This window comes from Chelativorans xinjiangensis, assembly GCF_009812055.1.
In the GTDB taxonomy this organism is placed as follows: Bacteria; Pseudomonadota; Alphaproteobacteria; order Rhizobiales; family Rhizobiaceae; genus Chelativorans; species Chelativorans xinjiangense.
The window spans coordinates 1-15,131 of sequence record NZ_WQNH01000034.1; the positions used below are offsets into that span (position 1 = coordinate 1).

15 protein-coding genes, 1 tRNA gene and 1 pseudogene are annotated in these 15,131 nt (G+C 64.5%); 6 read left to right on the plus strand and 11 right to left on the minus strand.

What is annotated here, in order from left to right; genetic code table 11:
- The first annotated feature begins 253 nt into the window (after positions 1–253).
- Positions 254–883 carry a uracil phosphoribosyltransferase gene (upp, locus tag GM910_RS18435; RefSeq protein WP_159589972.1) on the plus strand — a complete coding sequence of 210 codons (630 nt, stop codon included), beginning with the start codon at positions 254–256 and terminating at the stop codon, positions 881–883.
- Between the two features lie 100 nt (positions 884–983).
- Positions 984–1,523 carry a TIGR02281 family clan AA aspartic protease gene (locus GM910_RS18440; RefSeq protein WP_425482704.1) on the plus strand — a complete coding sequence of 180 codons (540 nt, stop codon included), beginning with the start codon at positions 984–986 and terminating at the stop codon, positions 1,521–1,523.
- Positions 1,524–1,526: 3 nt separating this feature from the next.
- Here the strand turns inward: GM910_RS18440 and deoA are convergent, their stop codons facing one another.
- Genes deoA through GM910_RS18470 form a run of 6 tightly spaced genes read right to left on the minus strand, consistent with a single transcriptional unit; the run spans position 1,527 to position 7,482 of the window.
- Positions 1,527–2,849, minus strand: a complete 1,323-nt coding sequence (deoA, locus tag GM910_RS18445; protein WP_159589891.1) for a thymidine phosphorylase — start codon at positions 2,847–2,849, stop codon at positions 1,527–1,529.
- Between the two features lie 2 nt (positions 2,850–2,851).
- Positions 2,852–3,451 carry a phosphorylase family protein gene (locus tag GM910_RS18450; protein WP_159589893.1) on the minus strand — a complete coding sequence of 200 codons (600 nt, stop codon included), beginning with the start codon at positions 3,449–3,451 and terminating at the stop codon, positions 2,852–2,854.
- On the minus strand, positions 3,448–3,843 hold the full coding sequence (locus GM910_RS18455; RefSeq protein ID WP_159589895.1) for a cytidine deaminase: 396 nt from the start codon (positions 3,841–3,843) through the stop codon (positions 3,448–3,450). The genes GM910_RS18450 and GM910_RS18455 overlap by 4 nt, the downstream gene beginning before the upstream one ends.
- The gene (locus tag GM910_RS18460) at positions 3,843–4,814 is read right to left on the minus strand and encodes an ABC transporter permease (protein WP_159589897.1); all 972 of its coding nucleotides are present in this window, start codon (positions 4,812–4,814) and stop codon (positions 3,843–3,845) included. The genes GM910_RS18455 and GM910_RS18460 overlap by 1 nt, the downstream gene beginning before the upstream one ends.
- On the minus strand, positions 4,814–5,953 hold the full coding sequence (locus GM910_RS18465; RefSeq protein ID WP_159589899.1) for an ABC transporter permease: 1,140 nt from the start codon (positions 5,951–5,953) through the stop codon (positions 4,814–4,816). Before GM910_RS18465 ends, GM910_RS18460 begins: the two co-directional genes overlap by 1 nt.
- On the minus strand, positions 5,950–7,482 hold the full coding sequence (locus GM910_RS18470; protein WP_159589901.1) for an ABC transporter ATP-binding protein: 1,533 nt from the start codon (positions 7,480–7,482) through the stop codon (positions 5,950–5,952). The genes GM910_RS18465 and GM910_RS18470 overlap by 4 nt, the downstream gene beginning before the upstream one ends.
- A gap of 136 nt (positions 7,483–7,618) precedes the next feature.
- Here GM910_RS18470 and GM910_RS18475 point away from each other — a divergent pair, with 136 nt between their 5' ends.
- Both GM910_RS18475 and GM910_RS18480 read left to right on the plus strand, forming a co-directional pair.
- A complete protein-coding gene (locus GM910_RS18475) occupies positions 7,619–7,825 on the plus strand; it encodes a SlyX family protein (protein ID WP_201285549.1) in 207 nt (68 codons plus the stop codon).
- A 125-nt stretch (positions 7,826–7,950) separates the two neighbouring features.
- Positions 7,951–8,415 (plus strand): annotated as a pseudogene (locus GM910_RS18480) (VOC family protein).
- Positions 8,416–8,520: 105 nt separating this feature from the next.
- Here the strand turns inward: GM910_RS18480 and rpsA are convergent.
- The 3 genes from rpsA to aroA all read right to left on the minus strand — a co-directional run bounded on the left by rpsA (position 8,521) and on the right by aroA (position 12,451).
- Positions 8,521–10,227 carry a 30S ribosomal protein S1 gene (gene rpsA, locus GM910_RS18485; protein ID WP_159589905.1) on the minus strand — a complete coding sequence of 569 codons (1,707 nt, stop codon included), beginning with the start codon at positions 10,225–10,227 and terminating at the stop codon, positions 8,521–8,523.
- 215 nt (positions 10,228–10,442) lie between these two features.
- Positions 10,443–11,096 (minus strand): (d)CMP kinase, encoded by a 654-nt coding sequence (gene cmk, locus GM910_RS18490; RefSeq protein WP_159589907.1) that lies wholly within the window; start codon positions 11,094–11,096, stop codon positions 10,443–10,445.
- Positions 11,093–12,451 (minus strand): 3-phosphoshikimate 1-carboxyvinyltransferase, encoded by a 1,359-nt coding sequence (gene aroA / locus GM910_RS18495; RefSeq protein WP_159589909.1) that lies wholly within the window; start codon positions 12,449–12,451, stop codon positions 11,093–11,095. Before aroA ends, cmk begins: the two co-directional genes overlap by 4 nt.
- 249 nt (positions 12,452–12,700) lie before the next feature.
- Between aroA and GM910_RS18500 the strand changes: the two genes are divergently transcribed.
- Positions 12,701–13,081: a TIGR02300 family protein gene (locus GM910_RS18500; RefSeq protein ID WP_159589911.1), complete on the plus strand. Its 381-nt coding sequence runs from the start codon at positions 12,701–12,703 to the stop codon at positions 13,079–13,081.
- Positions 13,082–13,236: 155 nt separating this feature from the next.
- Positions 13,237–13,312: transfer RNA gene (locus GM910_RS18505), tRNA-Ala, on the plus strand.
- Between the two features lie 876 nt (positions 13,313–14,188).
- On the opposite strand, the gene GM910_RS18510 is transcribed toward GM910_RS18505, so the two are convergent.
- Both GM910_RS18510 and GM910_RS18515 read right to left on the minus strand, forming a co-directional pair.
- Complete coding sequence (locus tag GM910_RS18510; RefSeq protein WP_159589913.1) at positions 14,189–14,707, minus strand: hypothetical protein; 519 nt, start codon at positions 14,705–14,707, stop codon at positions 14,189–14,191.
- A 65-nt stretch (positions 14,708–14,772) separates the two neighbouring features.
- Positions 14,773–15,117, minus strand: coding sequence for an NIPSNAP family protein (locus GM910_RS18515; protein ID WP_159589974.1), 345 nt, complete (start codon positions 15,115–15,117; stop codon positions 14,773–14,775).
- Positions 15,118–15,131: the final 14 nt, after the last annotated feature.

Below are 15,131 nucleotides of genomic sequence, written 5' to 3' on the forward strand. Positions count from 1 at the left end.
CTCTCAAGAATCCATCCAAACCTTCTTGGCAATAAAGAAAATACTGATATGCGATTCCCCTGCCCTTGCGGGGGAGATGGCCGGCAGGCCAGAGGGGGCGTGAAGGGGCGGAGACTTTTCCTGCAACTGGATGCCCAGACATGCTAGCGTTCCGGCGCTGTGAAAAATTGTGGCCGGCGCCGCGCTGCGGTATGCCGCTTGCCGCGCCGACGTTAGTATCGCCGACGGATCAGGAGTTCGTGGAGTGAAGCATATGCAGGGCGTGACCGTCGTCGACCACCCGCTTGTCCAGCACAAGCTGACAATCATGCGCGACCAGAAGACGTCGACCGCCAGCTTCCGTCGGCTCTTGCGCGAGATCTCGCTGCTTCTGTGCTACGAGGTGACGCGCGACCTGGAACTGACGACGCGCACCATAGAAACGCCGCTGACGACCATGGAAGCGCCGACGCTGGAGGGCAAGAAGCTGGTCTTCGCTTCGGTGCTGCGTGCCGGCAACGGCCTGCTCGACGGCATGCTGGACCTGGTGCCGGCGGCCCGTGTCGCCCATGTCGGGCTCTACCGCGACCACGAGACACTGGAGGCAGTGGAATATTTCTTCAAGGCGCCGAGCGACCTGGAAAACCGCCTGGTTATCGTCGTCGATCCGATGCTGGCGACAGCCAACTCCGCCGTGGCGGCGGTCGACAAGCTCAAGGCCCGCAAGGCCACCAACTTGCGCTTCCTTTGCCTGCTCGCCGCCCCCGAGGGCATCAAGCACTTCCGTACCGCGCATCCGGACGTGCCGGTCTTCACCGCCTCCATCGACGAGCGGCTGAACGAGAAGGGCTACATCGTACCGGGCCTGGGGGATGCGGGCGACCGCATGTATGGAACGAAATAGCCCTTTACCTTCCGCTAACCATGCCGCCATCTCCCTGCCGTCGTTAAGCCGGCGGTGAGGTCGTACCGCCAGCATGCATTTCCGGAAACGGACAATGTCGATCCTGCGCAATTTCATCCTACTGGGTGCCGTCGTGGGAATTTTCGCCGCGATCCCGGCCATCTATCAGCAGAACCCGCAGGCTTTCGACGGGATGCTGCGCCGGGTGCTGGAGGAAGAGGCGCCGCGGGATGTGGCCGCTCCCGTCAAACGTGCCGAGCCGCTTCCGGGCAGGAAGGTGCGCATTCCCTCCGATGGCCGCGGCCACTACTCGGCCGAGTTCAAGCTCAACGGCCGCACGATCCATGCGATGGTGGACACGGGGGCGACCTTCGTCGCCATCAACGAATCGACCGCCCGGCGCATCGGCCTGAAGCTCTCGCAATCCGATTTCCGTCACCTGGTCGACACCGCAAACGGCACGACCGCCGCGGCGGCCGCTACCATCGGGAACCTGCAGATCGGCCGCATCTTCGTCGAGGAGGTGCAGGCGGTGGTTCTCGGGGACGAAGCCTTGAGCGGCACGCTGGTGGGCATGAGCTTCCTCAACCGGCTCTCCCGCTTCGAGATGGAGAACGGCGCGCTGCTCCTGGAGCAGTAGGCTTCACCCGTCGGCAGTCACCTTCCGCAGGATCGCCGGGCGGCGGCGCGGCCGCTCCTCGACGATCTCGAAGGCCTTCGATACGGCCTTGGCCGCCTGCCGCGCATCGGCTTTCGTGCGGGCATGCACGGTCGCCAGCGCCTCGCCGCGCTGCACGGCGCTGCCCGCCGGCGCGATACCGTCGAGGCCCACCGCGTGGTCGATCGCATCTTCCGGTATGCGCCTTCCGCCGCCGAGCTCGACCACGGCGATGCCGAGGCCGCGCGTATCGATGCGGCCGACGAAGCCGTCGCGATCCGCCTTCACCGTCATCTGCTCCGGCGCCTCCGGCAGGTGTTTGCGGACGTTCTCGATAAAGTCGGCGGGGCCGCCCAGCACCCGCACCATCCGGCCGAACCGCTCTGCCGCGCTGCCGCTATCGAGTGCCGCGCGCGTGCGGTCGTAGGCTTCGCGCGTGGACGTGGCGATGCCGGTCGAAAGCAGCATTTCGGCGGAAAGCGCCAGGGTAACCTCTTCCAGGCGCCGGTCGCGCCTCTTGCCGGTGAGGAAATCCACGGCGTTCAGGACCTCGATGGCATTGCCGGCGCACGAGGCCAGCGGCTCGTTCATGTCGGTGATCAGCGCGCTGGCGGAAAGTCCCGCGCCCTCGGCAACCTGCACCAGGCTTTCGGCGAGCTTGCGCGCCTCGCGGCCGCTCGCCATGAAGGCGCCGTTGCCGGATTTCACGTCGAGCACCAGCGACTGCAGCCCCGCCGCCAGCTTCTTCGACAGGATGGAAGCGGTGATCAGGGGGACGGACTCCACCGTGCCGGTGACGTCGCGCACGGCATAGAAGCGGCGGTCGGCCGGCGCCAGATCCTCTGTCTGGCCGATGATGGCGCAGCCGGCCTCGCGCACCGCCTTAGCGAACAGCGCGCGGTCCGGCTGGCTTTTATAGCCGGGAATGGCGTCCATCTTGTCGAGCGTTCCGCCCGTGTGCCCGAGGCCGCGGCCGGAGATCATCGGCACATAGGCGCCGCAGGCGGCGACGATGGGTGCAAGCATCAGGGAGACGTTATCGCCCACGCCGCCGGTGGAGTGCTTGTCCGTGATGGGGCCGGAGAGCGAGGACCAGTCGAGCACTTCGCCCGTAGCGCGCATGGAAAGCGTCAGCGCGACGGTCTCCTCGCGGCTCATGCCCTTGAGGAAGATCGCCATGCCGAGCGCGGCGATCTGCCCTTCGCTCCAGCGCCCCTTGGCAAGGCCTGCCGCGAAATCGCCGATCTCCGCCGCCGAGAGCACCGCCCCGTCGCGCTTCTTGCGGATGATCTCCTGCGGCAGCGGCACGGTCAAAGCTCGGCCGGGCCGTCACGCATGAGCCGGGCGAGGAGCTTTGCCAGCTTCTCCCCGCCCACCGGCGCCATGTCCTTGGTTTCTTCGTGCGACAGCTCTCCCGCCGCCATGCCGGCGGCAAGGTTGGTGATTACGGAGCAGGCCGCCACCTTAAGGCCGAGGAAGCGCGCCAGGATCACCTCCGGCACGGTCGACATGCCGACGGCGTCGGCGCCCAGCGTCCGCGCCATGCGGATTTCCGCCGGAGTCTCGAAGTTGGGGCCGGAGAACCACATGTAGACGCCCTTGTGCAACGTCACGCCGGCCTTGCCGGCCGCCTGTTCGAGCGCCGTCTGCAGGCCCGCGTCATAGGCCTCGCTCATACCGACGAAGCGGCCCAGCACGATCACCGGCCTTCCGGCCAGGTTGCCGGCGACGAGCGTGCCGGCGTGGCCTGTCACGCCGCTTTGCGGGAAACCGGGCAGCTCGGCATAGGGGATGCGGACGGGATCCGCCACCTCGTCCACAAGGCCGCCGAGGCCGGAGCCGAGCACCAGTGCCAGCCGCGGAGCGCGCCCGTTCAGCCGCTTCGTCAGAAGGTCTACCGCTTCCTTCACCTGTTCGCCTCCAGATCGAATGCGCGTGGAAAGACGGCCGAGAAGGGCACCGTCTCCACCACGCCGTCAAGGTCGCACAGGTGCAGCCTGGCGTCCGCCGTCACGAATTCCGACAGGCGCTGGCGGCAGCCGCCGCAGGGCATGATCTTCGGCATCTTCTCCGCCACCACGGCGATCTCCGCTACCTTGCCGCCGCCGGCCATGATCATGTGGCCGAGCGCCGTCGTCTCGGCGCACCAGCCTTCGGGATAGGATGCGTTCTCGATGTTGCAGCCGGCATGCACCGCGCCTGTCTCGGTGCGGATTGCCGCGCCCACGGGAAAGCGCGAATAGGGCGCATAGGCCCGGCTCATCGCCGCCTTTGCGGACTTGAAAAGATCGTTCGCGTTCATCAACGCTCCTTCACATAAGGCACGCCGCCGGCGCGCGGCGGGATGGCCCGGCCGATGAAGCCGGCCAGAAGCACAACGGTGAGGATATAGGGCAGCGCCTGCATGAACTGCACCGGCACCCGGCCGATGAGCGGCAGCGGCGTGCCCTGGATGCGGATGGAAAAGGCGTCCAGGAAGCCGAACAGCAGGCAGGCGAACATCACCGGCACCGGCCGCCATTTGGCGAAGATGAGGGCGGCAAGCGCGATGAAGCCGCGGCCGGCCGTCATGTCCTTCACGAAGCCGGCGTTCTGCGCCAGCGCCAGATAGGTGCCGGCAAGGCCGGTCAGCACGCCGGTGCAGATGACGGCGCGGTAGCGTAGCCATTGGACGGAGATGCCCGCCGTGTCCACCGCCGCCGGGTTCTCGCCCACCGCGCGCAGCCGCAGCCCGAAACGCGTGCGGAACAGCACCCACCAGGTGAACGGCACCAGCAGGAAGGCCAGATAGACGAGCAGCGAATGGCCGGACAAAAGCTGCGAATAGAGCGGCCCCAGCACCGGCACGCCGCTCAGCGCATCGGCGAAGGGCAGGTGGATGGCGCCGAAGCGGCCGGCCGCACCGACAAGCGGCGTGCGGCCGCCCTGGCTGAACCAGGCCTGGCCGAGGATGATGGTGGAGCCGGCGGCGATGAAGTTGATCGCCACGCCCGACACGATCTGGTTGCCGCGGTGTGTGATGGAGGCGAAGCCGTGCACAAGGGCCATGAAGACGGAGACCAGCACCGCCGCCATAAGCCCGACCCATGCCGAGCCCGAAACGGCGGCCGCAGCGCCGGCCGCAAAAGCGCCCGCCAGCATCTTGCCCTCGAGGCCGATGTCGAAGACGCCCGAGCGTTCCGAATAGAGGCCGGCGAGAGCGGCGAAAAGCAGCGGCACGGAAAGCCGCACGGTGGAATCCAGAAGGAGAACGAGCGTGTTGAACAGGTCCATCAGGCGCTCTCCCCCTGCTTGGCTTCAGCCCCCACCGCTCGCGGGCTGAAACTGGCGAACAGCGCCTGCAGGCTGGGCCGGAACATGTGTTCGAGCGCGCCGGCGAAGAGGATCACCAGGCCCTGGATGATGACGATCATGTCGCGCGAGATGCCCGGCATCTCGAAGGCGAGCTCGGCGCCGCCCTGGTAGAGCATGCCGAACAGTATGGCCGCCGGCACGATGCCGGCTGGGTGCGAGCGGCCCATCAGCGCAACGGCGATGCCGACGAAGCCCGCGCCGGTGACGAAGTCTATCTGTAGGCGGTTCTGGTCGCCCATCACCGGGTTGAGCGCCATCATGCCGGCGAGCGCGCCCGAGATGAGCATGGTGACGATGATGACGCGCACCTCGCTCACGCCGGCATAGCGCGCCGCCTTGGGGCTGTGACCGCGCATGCGGATTTCGTAGCCGAGCCGCGTGCGCCAGATCAGCACCCAGACCAGGAAGGCGGCGACAAGGGCCAGCAGGAAGGACACGTTCAAGGGCGCCGAGCGCACCGCAAATCCCATCGCCTCCAGCATCCAGTTGAGCTTGGGCAACTGCCCGCCCTCCAGGAAGGTACGCGTCTGCGGCGCCTGGCTTCCCGCAGGCTTCAAGACCTCGACCAGCAGATAGACCATCAGGCTGGCGGCGATGAAGTTGAACATGATGGTGGTGATGACGATGTGCGAGCCGCGCTTGGCCTGGAAATAGGCGGGAATCAACGCCCACGCGGCGCCGAACAGCGCCGCGCCCAGGATGGCGAGCGGAAAGGTGAGCCACCACGGGAGCACGCTGTCGAAGGCGAGGCAGACGAGCGCCACGCCCAGCCCGCCGACATAGGCCTGCCCCTCGCCGCCGATGTTGAACAGGCTTGAGTGAAAGGCAACGGCAACGGCAAGCCCGGTGAAGATGAAGCTCGTCGCATAATAGAGCGTATAAGCGATCGCCTGCCCACGCCCGATCGCCCCGTCGACGAGGATGACCGCCGCGCGCAGCGGGTTCTCGCCGATGAGCAGCACGACCAAACCCGCGACGATGAACGCAACCGTGAGGTTGATGAGCGGGATCAGCCCGTAATCGGCCCAGGCAGGCAGCTTTGCATAGGGTGCGCTCACTCGGCGGCCTCCTTCTCTTCCACGCCGGCCATCAGGAGCCCGAGTTCGCCTTCCGTCGCGTCCGGCCCGCGCTCGCCGACGATGCGGCCGGCGAACATGACGAGGATGCGGTCGGAAAGCGAGCGGATCTCGTCGAGCTCGACCGAGACGAGGAGGACCGCCTTGCCCTGGTCGCGCATGTCGATAAGGCGTTTATGGATGAACTCGATGGCCCCCACGTCGACGCCGCGCGTCGGTTGGCCGACGATCAGCACCTTCGGGTCCTGCTCCATCTCGCGGGCGAGAACGATCTTCTGCTGGTTGCCGCCGGAGAAATTGGCGGTCTTGAGCCGGGCGTCGGTGGGGCGGATGTCGTATTTCTCGATCTTCTCCTGCGCATCGCGGCGGATCGCCTCGATATCGAGGAAGGGGCCGTTCACGTATTTGTCCTGCCAGTGGTAGCCGAGGATGGCGTTCTCGTTCTCCTCGAAGGGTAGCACTAGGCCCATATTGTGCCGGTCCTCCGGCACATGAGCCATGCCGCGCCGGCGCAGGTCCGTCGGGTCGGCCTCCCCCGTCAGCTCCACCGGCGCGCCGTCCAGGGTGACGGTGCCGGAGACGGCCTTGCGCATGCCGGTGATGGTTTCCAGAAGCTCCGTCTGGCCGTTGCCGGCCACACCGGCGATACCGACGATCTCACCGGCGCGCACGTCGAGGGAAACGTCGTCGACCATTTTCACGCCGCGCATGTCCTCTACCGTCAGGTTCTTCACCGACAGGACGAAGTCGCCCGGGTGGGCGTCGCCCTTCTCGACGCGCAGGAGAACGCGGCGGCCGACCATCAGCTCGGCCAGCTCCTCCACCGTGGTCTCCTCCGTCTTCCGCGTGGCGACAAGCGCGCCCTGGCGCATCACCGAGACGTTGTCGGTGACGGCCATGATCTCGCGCAGCTTGTGCGTGATGAGAACGATGGTCTTCCCTTCGTCCTTGAGCTGGCGCAGGATGCGGAAGAGGTGCTCGGCCTCGGCAGGCGTCAACACACCGGTGGGCTCGTCGAGGATGAGGATATCGGCGCCGCGGAAAAGCGCCTTGAGGATTTCCACCCGCTGCTGCAGGCCCACCGGCAGGTCCTCGATCACCGCGTCGGGATCGACCTCCAGCCCGTAGTCGCGCTCCAGCCGCTCCAGCTCCGAGCGCGCCTTGGCGATGGAGGTCTTCAGAAGCGGCTCACCCTCCGCCCCGAGGATAACGTTCTCCAGCACCGTGAAATTGTGCACCAGCATGAAGTGCTGATGCACCATGCCGATGCCGCGAGCGATGGCATCGTTGGAGGCATGGATGACCGCACGCTCGCCGTTGACGAAGATCTCCCCTCGGTCGGCCTGGTAGAAGCCGTAGAGGATCGACATCAGCGTCGACTTGCCGGCGCCGTTCTCGCCGATGATGCCGTGGATGGTGCCGGGCGCGATCTTCAGGTCGATGTCGCGGTTGGCGCGCACTGAACCGAAGTTCTTGCTGATGCCCTTGAGTTCGATTGCAGCTTCCGCCATAGGCCCCGCTGTTCCCCATTTTTTATCGTTTGGTCAAACAGGTATCACGCCGCCTTGCGCGTGCCAACCGACGCCAGCTTACACTCGACAAAGGCTAAGGGAATTGTCAATTCTCAAGCTGCAAGCGGAGACGGAAATCATGGATGACAAGCGGCTGGAAAGACTCGAGATCCTGGTCGCCGAGCAGGAAAAGACGATCGAGGAGTTGTCGGGACAGATCAACGAACAGTGGGCCGAGATCGAACGGCTGCGCAAGACGCTCGAACGGCTGACAGAGCGCTTCCTGGCCCTGGAAGAGCAGACCGCCCCCGACGTGCCGGTGACCAAGCCGCCGCATTGGTAGGTAATTGGAGCGCCGTGCGTCCGTTCGGACGCTACACAAGGATGCGCTAAGGTTAGCTGCCTTTGCGAAGAGCGAATTGGGAAAGCAGGCCGAAATCCTGGCTTAAAAAGCGAAAGGAACACGCAATGGCAAAGAATACGATTTGCCTCTGGTACGATAAGGATGCCGAGGCTGCCGCCCGCTTCTACGCCGAGACCTTTCCTGACAGCGTGGTGAGTCGTGCACCGTGCACCCAGCGACTACCCGGCAGGCAAAGAGGGCGACGTATTGACGGTCGACTTCACGGTTGCGGGCATTCCTTGTCTCGGTCTCAACGGGGGTCCCGCGTTCAAGCATAACGAAGCCTTCTCGTTCCAGATCGCCACCGACGATCAGGAGGAGACCGACCGCTATTGGAACGCCATCGTCGGCAATGGCGGCGAGGAGAGCGCGTGCGGCTGGTGCAAAGACAAGTGGGGGATCTCCTGGCAAATCACCCCACGCGTACTGATTGAGGCGCTGGCGGCGAGGAAGCAAAGCGCGCGTTTGATGTCATGATGACCATGGGGAAAATCGACGTCGCCGCGATCGAGGCGGCGCGGCGCGGTTGACGCTCCATCGCGTCTTGCCGCCAATTGCTGACGGAGCGTAGCAAAAGAAAAGCCCCGCGGCCTGAGGCGCGCGGGGCTCTTGTGGTATCGCGGATGGCGCGGGGGCTACTCCTCCTTGCCGCCCTGCTTCTTGAGCGCGGCGCCCAGGATGTCGCCGAGCGAGGCGCCGGAGTCGGTCGAGCCGAACTGGGCCACCGCCTCCTTCTCCTCGGCGATTTCCAGCGCCTTGATGGAGACGTTGATCCGGCGCGTCTTCTTGTCGAACATCGTCACGCGGGCATCGACCTTCTGGCCCACGGCGAAGCGCTCGGGGCGCTGCTCGCCGCGGTCGCGGGAAAGGTCGGAGCGCTTGATGAACGATTCCAGGTCGTGGTCGACCAGGCGCACTTCCAGGCCGCCGTCCTTGACGCCGGTGACCTCGCAGGTGACGACGGCGCCCTTGCGCAGTTCGCCGGAAGCGGCCGCTTCACCCACGACGTCACGACCGAGCTGCTTGATGCCGAGCGAGATGCGCTCCTTCTCGACGTCGACGTCGAGAACCTGCGCCTGCACCACGTCGCCACGGTTGTACTCCTCGATCACCTGCTCGCCCGGACGCGTCCAGTCGAGGTCGGAGAGGTGGACCATGCCGTCCACGTCGCCTTCCAGGCCGATGAACAGACCGAACTCGGTCTTGTTCTTGACCTCGCCCTCGACGACCGTGCCGGCTGGATGGGTGCGGGCGAAGGCCTCCCACGGGTTCTCCAGCGTCTGCTTGAGGCCGAGAGAGATGCGGCGCTTGACCGGATCGACCTCGAGCACCACGACCTCGACCTCCTGCGTGGTGGACAGGATTTTGCCGGGGTGCACGTTCTTCTTGGTCCACGACATCTCGGAGACGTGGATGAGGCCCTCGATGCCCGGCTCCAGCTCCACGAAGGCGCCGTAGTCGGTGATGTTGGTGACGCGGCCCTGAACCTTCTTGCCCAGCGGATACTTGCCGCCGATGCCTTCCCAGGGGTCGGCCTCGAGCTGCTTCATGCCGAGCGAGATGCGGTGCGTCTCCTGGTTGATGCGGATGATCTGCACCTTCACCGTCTGGCCGATATTGAGGATCTCGGTCGGATGGTTGACGCGGCGCCATGCCATGTCGGTGACGTGCAGCAGGCCGTCGATGCCGCCGAGGTCGACGAACGCACCGTAATCGGTGATGTTCTTGACCATGCCCTCGACCACCTGGCCTTCCTCGAGATTCTGCACGATCTCCGAGCGCTGCTCGGCGCGGCTCTCTTCGAGCACGGTGCGGCGCGAGACGACGATGTTGCCGCGGCGCTTGTCCATCTTGAGGATCTCGAAGGGCTGCGGCGTGTGCATCAGCGGCGAGACGTCGCGGATCGGGCGGATGTCCACCTGGGAACGCGGCAGGAAGGCCACGGCGCCGTCGAGGTCGACGGTGAAGCCGCCCTTGACCTGGTTGAAGATCACGCCTTCGACGCGCTCGCCGTTGTTGAACTTCTCTTCCAGCTTGACCCAGCTTTCCTCGCGGCGCGCCTTCTCGCGCGACAGCATGGCCTCGCCCAGCGCGTTCTCGATGCGCTCGACATAGACCTCGACCTCGTCACCGACATTGAGCTGGCCATCTTTCGCCTTGGCGCCGAACTCCTTGAGCGGCACCCGGCCTTCGACCTTCAGGCCGACGTCGATGATGGCCATGTCCTTTTCGATGGCCGTGACGATGCCCTTGACGACAGAGCCTTCGCTTGCGTCGCGCTCGGAAAAGGATTCTTCGAGAAGGCTGGCGAAATCGTCGCGAGACGGATTGAGTTGTGACATTGATGCTCCTGAAAATGCCTCCGATGGTCGGAGGCGGGCGCCGGTGGGTTCGTGTTGCGTCAGGCCTGCCGCACGTCCGAGCTTTGTCCAAGCTCAAAGCCGCCCCTCGGGGCGGCAAATCCGGCGCATGGGAACGCGCGCAGGCCGATTATCCATCCAACGCAAAAATGCGCTTTGCCGCTTCCCCCTGGAAAGCCACGAAGCGCCCCTTTGCTTCAGATCGTCTTCTTCTTCGCCAGCACCTCATCTATCAGCCGGGTGGCGACGAGAAACGCGGTTTCTATATCCATTTCGCTCGTATCAAGCAAGTGCGCATCGTCCGCGGGCTTGAGCGGGCTGTCGGCGCGGCTCATGTCGCGGGCGTCGCGCCGCTCCACGTCGGCCAGCACGGTGGCGTAGTCGGTGTCGCCGCCGGCGTCCACGATCTCCCGCCAGCGGCGCCTAGCACGCACTTCCGCCTTCGCCGTCACGTAGAGCTTCAGGTCGGCATCCGGGCAGACCACGGTGCCGATGTCGCGGCCGTCGAGAACGGCGCCGGGCGGCGTCTCGGCAAAAGCGCGCTGCTTCTCCACCAGCGCCCGGCGCACCCCTGGCATGACGGCCACGGTGGATGCCGCCTCGCCGACCTCATGGGCCGACAGGGCCGCGCGGTCGAGCGTGCCGAGATCAAGCGCACGGGCCGCCGCCTCCGCCTCCGCCGCGTCGTCGAGCGGCTGTCCGGCGTCGAGGAGCGCCTTCGCCACCGCACGGTAGGAAAGGCCGGTGTCGAAATGGTTGAGGCCGTAATGGGCGGCAAGCCTGCGCGCCAGCGTGCCCTTGCCCGAGGCGGCGGGTCCGTCGATGGCGATGATGAGGCCCTCCTGCCTCACGCCGCTTCCTCCGCGGCCTCGATCTCCGCCCCCAACCCGCGCATCAGCTCCATGAACTCGGGGAAGCTGGTGGCGATCATTGCCTGGTCGTCGATGGTCACCGGCTTTTCCGTGGCGAGCCCCATGACGAGGAAGCTCATGGCGATGCGGTGGTCGAGGTGGGTTTCGACGGTGCCGCCGCCCAGCCCCGTGCCCTCGGGCCGGCCGCGCACGGCGAGCGTGGCCTCACCCTCCGTGCAGTCGACGCCGTTTGCCTCAAGGCCGGCGGCGACGGCGGCAAGGCGGTCGGACTCCTTCACCCGCAGCTCCTCCAGCCCCTGCATCAGCGTCTCGCCCTCGGCGAAGCTGGCGGCCACCGCCAGCACCGGGTATTCGTCGATCATGAAGGGCGCGCGCTCGGCCGGCACCGCAACCCCTTTGAGATGCGATGAGCGCACGCGCAGGTCCGCCACCTCCTCGCCGCCGGAGGCACGGCGGTTCATGGGTTCGATGTCGGCGCCCATCTCCTGCAGGGTGAGGATAAGCCCGGTGCGCGTCGGGTTCATCAGCACGTTTTCGATGACGACCTCCGAACCCGGCACGATTAGCGCGGCCACCAGAGGGAAGGCGGCCGACGACGGATCGCCGGGAACCGCGATATCCTGCCCCTTGAGAGCGCCCTGCCCCTCGAGCCGGATGTGGCGGACGCCTTCGGCATCCGTTTCCACTTCGAGTGCGGCACCGAAGCCGAGAAGCATCTTTTCCGTGTGGTCGCGCGTCATCACCGGCTCGACGACGGTGGTGACGCCCGGCGTGTTGAGCCCGGCCAGAAGCACCGCCGATTTCACCTGGGCGGACGGCATCGGCACGCGATGGGTGATCGGCGCGGCATGTTTCGGCCCGCGCAGCGTGATCGGCAGCCGGTCGCCTTCCTGCGCTTCCACCACCTGCGTACCCATCTGCCGCAGCGGGTCGAGCACCCGCCCCATGGGTCGCCGGGAGAGCGAGGCGTCGCCGACGAACCGCGTCGTCATGTCGTAGGTGCCGACAAGGCCGATGGTCAGCCGCACGCCGGTGCCGGCATTGCCGAAGTCGAGCGGGCCTTCCGGCTCCAGCAGGCAACCGTTGCCCGTGCCCTGGATGATCCAGGCTGCGCCCTGGCGCTCGATGCCGGCCCCCATCGCCTTCATGGCCTCGCCGGTGCGCAGCACGTCCTCACCCTCCAGAAGGCCGGTGACGCGCGTCTCGCCCGAGGCGAGCCCGCCGAGCATAAAGGCGCGGTGCGAGATCGATTTGTCGCCCGGCACGCGCCCGCGGCCCGAAAGCGCGGAAGATTTGCGGCTGGTTGCAGTGCGTGGGCGCGGATTGTCGGTCATGGCGTGTCTCTCGGTCCGGCGGATGGCAGAGCCTCTAGCACGCAGGGAAAGCGTGGTCATCCCCCGTCGCGCCGGGTGTTTCGCTCCGACGTCGAATCCAGTTGCGCTCGCCGTTTCAATAGGCTTTGACAGGCGTGCGATCTGTGGTTATGGGGTCCGAAAATTCTTGGCAGAGGATCCTCCCGGTTTCGGCACGCCCGAGGACGCCGGGGGCCGGGCCCAGCCCTTAAGAGACGATGAGGCAATACGGTGGCTAAACCCCAACTCGGCACCAAACGCATCTGCCCGGAGACGGGCCGCAAATTCTACGATCTGAACAGAGATCCGATCGTATCGCCCTATACGGGCCAATCCTATCCGCGCAGCTATTTCGATTCGGAAGCGGAAATCCTGGCTGCCGAAAAAGAGGAGGTGGAGGACAAGGAACTCAGCGAAGAGGGTCCCGAGATCGTCTCGCTGGAGGATGCCGACGAAGAGACGAAGGGCGGCGACACCGACCTGCCGGACATCGACGACGAGGACGTCGACATCGACACCGATGGAGACGACACCTTCCTCGAGGAGGAGGAAGAGGAAGAAGACGACGTTAAGGGCATCATCGGCGTCGGGGAAGACGACGAGGAAAGATAAGCTTGGGACGCCCGTGCGGCGTCTTGTCCGGCCACATGCTCGCGGGGCTTGATTCTGCGGCCGGGCAGGTTTAGAAGCCGCGAGCACGACGACGGCGAGCGATCGCCGAAGACCTCTTCGCCGACAACGGCGGCGGCTCGCAGGAGCCGAAGTGTGGGGCCATAGCTCAGTTGGGAGAGCGCTTGAATGGCATTCAAGAGGTCAGGGGTTCGACTCCCCTTGGCTCCACCACCTAACTTCTCTTCCGGTGCATTTATACCTCAGCGGCCTTTTGTGTTTGACCGCTGGTGGCGTATCAATGTTCAGGCAGGATCCTCTGGCTTGACCGGCGGATCCATGCCTGGGCCGTTCCAATAGACAAAACGGCTCCCTCCAGAGATTCAGCATCCGTTTATTAGTACATAAGATTAAATGGTATTATTTTTTTAGAACGCGCTATTTATTTGATTAGATAAGAGAGAATTGCACAATGAATTTTATCAATGATGGGGAGTTGGCGAGGAGGTTCAGAGAAAATGAAGTTCCTTCATCAGAGCGTCTATTTTATTTTATTATGTATACGGCAATAGCTTTCATATTTGCAGCTATTTTGCGTTTTGACAGAACATACCCCGACATCTGGGTTGTTGGGAGAGACATATTTTACGCTATTTTAAATTTATTTGCGATATGTATTCTGCACAATACTAACTCAAAAGGAGATAATAGAGAATTCATTGAGAGGTATATATGTATTGGATTTCCAGTTTTTGTGCAATCTTCATTAATTTACTTATCATTTGTCGTGATAATTATTATTTCTGATTCCCTGGGGATCATGCCGCATGAGATTGTATCTTCTGATAGTGGCGTTTTTGCAGCTACTATTATGGTCACGGCGTACCTATACTTTCGTCTAAATCGATGTCTCAAGATTGCTTCGGGAATATCGAAACCCAAATCCCCATCCCCCACCCGCGCTGGTTCGGCCTAGGTCTGACTAGATTAGCAGCCCTCTTCCACCGCTAGGCCAGTTCATCGATTCATGGAATCGATGAACTGGCCTAACTCTTTGTTTTGTCTTGATTCCGGACGGAAAAACCGGTTTCCACTTTTCCTGGAATTGCTCTATTCACCAGCCGCGCCCGGCGCTTCGCTTCTCAGTTCCGGGTTGCGGTGGTAGCCGGGGCCGATGGTGAGGGGCTTCCGCGGCATCATGCGGTCGCTGATCTGGCTCTCGTAGCTGCGCTCCGCTTCCCACAGAAGCGCCTTGCGCTCGCGGTCGTAGACCTTGATGGCCACCTGATAGGGCTTTCCCGGCTCGATGTTGCGGACCGGCGGCGAGCGCAGGGCGTAGCGGTCGGTCATGGTGCTCACCCGTTCCGAAACCACGTGCGGCAGGCCGCCTGCGGGATCCTCGAAGGTTGCTTCGATGATCGACCCGCTGGCGAGCGGACGCATCACCTGCGCCGTGAAGCCGTAGAAGATCTCCGCTTCGCGGTAATTGAACATGAAGCCCCCGCCCATGACGTGCAGATAGGGATCGTCGGAAGGGTCCTCGCGCGTCAGCCATCCGATGGCGAACAGCACCGCCACCAGGGCGATGGCGATTCCCAGAACATTCCTTTCCGACCACTGCCAGCGCATCGTTCTTGCCTTCCGAAGGGCGATGCCTCCGCAGCCGTCGATGATCTTCCGGCGCAAAGCGTCCGTCAAGCGCCGGCCTGGCCGGATGGAGGCGCGCCATGGGGTGCGGAGGCGAGCTTCAGGAAGATGCGGTCCTCCTTCAGGATGAAACGTTCGCGCCGGGCAAATTCGTAGTTCTCGCGTCCCAGCGGATCGGCGGCGAGCCGGGCGCGGTAGGCCTCGTAGGCAGCGAGGGTGTCGATCGTGTAGACGCCGTAGGCGGTCGTGGCTGAGCCCTCGTGCGGCGCGAAATAGCCGATGAGGTCGGCGCCCGCGCGCGGGATCGCCTCGCCCCAACTGCGAGCGTATTGCTCGAAGGCCTCGCGCTTGAACGGATCGATCTCGTAGCGGATGAAGCAGGTGATCGGCATGGGTTCTCCGGGTC

Coding starts and splice junctions, on each gene's coding strand:
- upp (WP_159589972.1), top strand. CDS start 254: ATGCAGGGCGTGACCGTCGTCGACCACCCGCTTGTCCAGCACAAGCTG.
- GM910_RS18455 (WP_159589895.1), bottom strand. CDS start 3,843: ATGAACGCGAACGATCTTTTCAAGTCCGCAAAGGCGGCGATGAGCCGG.
- GM910_RS18460 (WP_159589897.1), bottom strand. CDS start 4,814: ATGGACCTGTTCAACACGCTCGTTCTCCTTCTGGATTCCACCGTGCGG.
- GM910_RS18470 (WP_159589901.1), bottom strand. CDS start 7,482: ATGGCGGAAGCTGCAATCGAACTCAAGGGCATCAGCAAGAACTTCGGT.
- rpsA (WP_159589905.1), bottom strand. CDS start 10,227: ATGTCACAACTCAATCCGTCTCGCGACGATTTCGCCAGCCTTCTCGAA.
- aroA (WP_159589909.1), bottom strand. CDS start 12,451: ATGACCGACAATCCGCGCCCACGCACTGCAACCAGCCGCAAATCTTCC.
- GM910_RS18510 (WP_159589913.1), bottom strand. CDS start 14,707: ATGCGCTGGCAGTGGTCGGAAAGGAATGTTCTGGGAATCGCCATCGCC.
- GM910_RS18515 (WP_159589974.1), bottom strand. CDS start 15,117: ATGCCGATCACCTGCTTCATCCGCTACGAGATCGATCCGTTCAAGCGC.